We start from the raw sequence: 3,536 nt of genomic DNA on the forward strand, positions 1-3,536 counted from the left end.
GAGCCTGTGCGGCATAGCCCTCGATCGAGTAGCGCATCGTGCGCCCCGGTTCCTCCTGCCGCACCAGCCGAAAGCCCGGCTCGTCAGCGGGACGGTTGACGATGAAGGACATCACCACCGATTCCACCGTATGCGTCGCGTCGAAGGCCATCACGCGGATGTAGTGGTTGGGGAACGTCTTGCGCGCGTTGTTGATCTCCAGCAGGATGCCGGCGGCGTCGCGCAGGTCGAACATCGGCAGTCCGAACATCTCCCAGTACGTATTGCGCGGATGGGGGTCGTCGGTGTACTCGATGCCCACCGCCCAGCCCTTGTTCAGGCAGTACTCAAGCTGGCTGGTGATCTGCGCGTCGGTGAGTTCGGGCAGGAAGGAGAAGGTGCCTTGTGTAATGCGCATGATGTCCTCGTCTCTTGTTCGTTGGTGTCAGGTACGGCGCGGGCTCAGGCCACGGACGCGGTGGGCACGAAATCCGAGGTATCGGTCGGCGTGTAGTTGAAGCTGATGTCGCCCCACGTATCAAGCGCTGCCCGCAGCGGCGAGCACCATCTGGCTGCGTCGCGCAGGATGTCGGGCCCTTCGTTGACGATGTCGCGCCCCTCGTTGCGGGCCAGCACCATGGCTTCCAGGGCCACGCGGTTGGCCGTGGCGCCGGCCTGGATGCCTTGCGGGTGGCCAATGGTGCCGCCGCCGAACTGCAGCACCACGTCGTCGCCGAAGAGGTCGAGCAACTGGTGCATCTGGCCGGCGTGGATGCCGCCCGAGGCCACCGGCATCACCTTGCGCAGCGAGGCCCAGTCCTGGTCGAAGAACAGTCCGCGCGTCAGGTCGGTCTTGGTATAGGCATCGCGGCAGACGTTGTAATAGCCCTGCACGGTGAGCGGATCGCCTTCCAGCTTGCCCACCGCGGTACCGGTATGCATATGGTCGACACCCGCCAGGCGGAGCCATTTGGCGATCACGCGGAAGGACACGCCGTGGTTCTTCTGGCGCGTGTAGGTGCCATGCCCGGCGCGGTGCAAATGCAGCACCATGTCGTTCTGCCGGCACCAGTTGCTCATCGACTGGATGCAGGTCCAGCCCACGATCAGGTCAATCATGATGATCACCGAGCCCAGCGATTTGGCGAACTCGGCGCGCCGGTACATTTCCTCCATGGTGCCGGCGGTGACGTTCAGGTAGCTGCCCTTGACCTCGCCGGTAGCGGCGGACGCCTTGTTGACCGCATCCATCACGAACAGGAAGCGGTCGCGCCAGTGCATGAAGGGCTGCGAGTTGATGTTCTCGTCGTCCTTCATGAAATCCAGCCCGCCCTTCAGCCCTTCGTAGACCACGCGGCCATAGTTCCGGCCCGACAGGCCCAGCTTGGGCTTGGTGGTGGCGCCCAGCAGCGGGCGGCCGAACTTGTCCAGGCGTTCGCGCTCGACGATGATGCCCGTGGACGGGCCGGCGAAGGTCTTCACGTAAGCCACCGGGAAGCGCATGTCTTCCAGGCGGGCCGCCTTGATCGGCTTGAAGCTGAACACGTTGCCGATGATGGAGGCGGTCAGGTTGGCGATCGAGCCTTCCTCGAACAGCGACAGGTCATACGCCACGTAGCAGAAGAACTGCTCGGGATTGTTCGGCACCGGATCCACGCGGTAGGCCTTGGCGCGGTACATATCGCAGGCGGTGAGCCGGTCGGTCCACACCACCGTCCACGTGGCCGTGGACGACTCGCCAGCCACCGCGGCGGCAGCCTCGACAGGATCCACGCCCGCCTGCGGCGTGATGCGGAACAGCGCGAGCAGGTCGGTGTCCTTGGGCTCGTAGCCTGCATCCCAATAACCCATTTCCTTGTACTTCATCACGCCTGCGTCGTAACGCTTGCGGGGCTTGGCGGTGGCTTGGATCGTCTCAGGGGCGTTCATGGTGGTTTCCTTCCCGTGGGTTGGCTGCATTAGCTGCATCGACTGCGTGTGAGGGAAAAGATATCCAGCTATCCACATAAGGTAAATTCAGATATTCTTAGCCCGCATATAAGGGATCCCTTATCTGACAAGGTGGTGCGTACCTCATGTCCTTTCTCCGCTCCCTCACCCTTCGCCAGTTGCAGATCTTCGTCACCGTTGCCCGGCACGCCAGCTTCGTGCGGGCGGCCGAGGAACTGCACCTGACCCAGCCCGCCGTCTCCATGCAGGTCAAGCAACTCGAGTCCGTGGTCGGGCTCCCGCTGTTCGAGCGCGTCAGCCGCCAGCTCACGCTGACCGAGGCCGGCGACCGCTTCCTGCATCACGCCTCGCGCATCCTGGGCGAGGTGAAAGACGCCGAGGACGGGCTGCAGGCGGTCAAGGGCATCGACCAGGGCTCGATTTCCATCGGGCTGATCAGTACCGCCAAGTACTTCGCGCCCAAACTGCTGGCCGGCTACTCGGCGCGCTATCCGCACGTCGACGTGCGCTTTGCCGAAGGCAACCGGGAAACGCTGCTGCGCCTGCTGCAGGACAACGAGATCGACCTCGCGCTGATGGGCCGGCCCCCGCGCGAACTCGACGCCGTGTCCGAACCCATCGCCACGCATCCGCACGTGATCGTGGCCTCGCCCCGGCATCCGCTACGCGATGCCGGGGGCTTCGATCTGCAAGAACTGCGCCACGAAACCTTCCTGCTGCGCGAGCCAGGATCCGGCACCCGTACGGTGGCCGAGCAAATGTTCAAGCACCACCTGTTCGCGCCGGCCAAAGTGGTCACCCTGGGCAGCAATGAAACGATCAAGCAAGCCGTGATGGCAGGCATGGGCATCAGCCTGTTGTCACTGCACACTCTGTCACTGGAATTGCGCACCAAGGAGATTGCACTGCTGGATGTGGCGGGCACGCCGATCGAGCGCGTCTGGCATATCGCGCACATGGCGAGCAAGCGGCTGATGCCGGCCAGCGAGGGCTGCCGGGCGTTCCTGCTGGAACACACCGCTGAGTATCTGGGGAGGGAGTACGCCGGGCTGCTGCCCGGGCGGCGCGTGGCCTAGGGACGGGAGATCTGCCTGGGCGCGTACCGCGCCCGGGGTTCGCCGATGCGCGGCAGGCGTCCATCCAACGAGAGACCCGGATTTTGATTCCTGTCGTCGTCATAGCAAACGACCACGCCGCGCTCGAACAGCAATGCATCGATGTCGCGCAGGCTCAACGGCAAGCGGAAATACCAGCGCATCGCGCAATCGAGAGCCGCCGCCGGGAAGCGGTGACCGTGATAGAGCGATCTGCCTTTCTTCATCGCACCATCCTGCTCAACCGCCTTGCTAACGGGACAGTGCCCCTCAAGCAAGTGCGCCCCGCCGGGCGCACAAAAAAGTGCCGCCGAGGCGGCACGAAGAGCATGTGAGAGAACCGCATGCACGCGAGCATGCCGCGGGACTGCCTGCACCACTGCGCAAGTAGGCCCTTGTCACATACCGTTGGACTGTCTTTAGAACTTGTGGCGAATACCCGCGGCGACACCGAGCATATTGCTTTGGCCGCTGGCTAGCGTGTAGCTATTGCCAAGGGAAAGGCTGTTAGCA

Annotated in this window: 3 protein-coding genes and 1 pseudogene; 1 reads left to right on the forward strand and 3 read right to left on the reverse strand. The window is 63.7% G+C overall.

The window, feature by feature from the left end; all coding sequences use genetic code 11:
* Window positions 1-397: ribulose bisphosphate carboxylase small subunit (locus CF70_RS29140; protein WP_035873569.1), on the reverse strand; the 397-nt coding region annotated here is incomplete at its 3' end.
* A 44-nt stretch (window positions 398-441) separates the two neighbouring features.
* Window positions 442-1,908, reverse strand: a complete 1,467-nt coding sequence (locus CF70_RS29145; RefSeq protein WP_035873570.1) for a form I ribulose bisphosphate carboxylase large subunit — start codon at window positions 1,906-1,908, stop codon at window positions 442-444.
* 146 nt (window positions 1,909-2,054) lie between these two features.
* Here CF70_RS29145 and CF70_RS29150 point away from each other — a divergent pair, with 146 nt between their 5' ends.
* A complete protein-coding gene (locus tag CF70_RS29150) occupies window positions 2,055-3,005 on the forward strand; it encodes a LysR family transcriptional regulator (protein ID WP_035873572.1) in 951 nt (316 codons plus the stop codon).
* 89 nt (window positions 3,006-3,094) lie between these two features.
* On the opposite strand, the pseudogene CF70_RS39180 reads toward CF70_RS29150, so the two are convergent.
* A pseudogene (locus CF70_RS39180) lies at window positions 3,095-3,250 on the reverse strand (IS6 family transposase); the annotation flags it as partial.
* Window positions 3,251-3,536 lie beyond the last annotated feature (286 nt).

The sequence above is a fragment of the Cupriavidus sp. SK-3 genome (genome assembly GCF_000611145.1).
Classification (GTDB): domain Bacteria; phylum Pseudomonadota; class Gammaproteobacteria; order Burkholderiales; family Burkholderiaceae; genus Cupriavidus.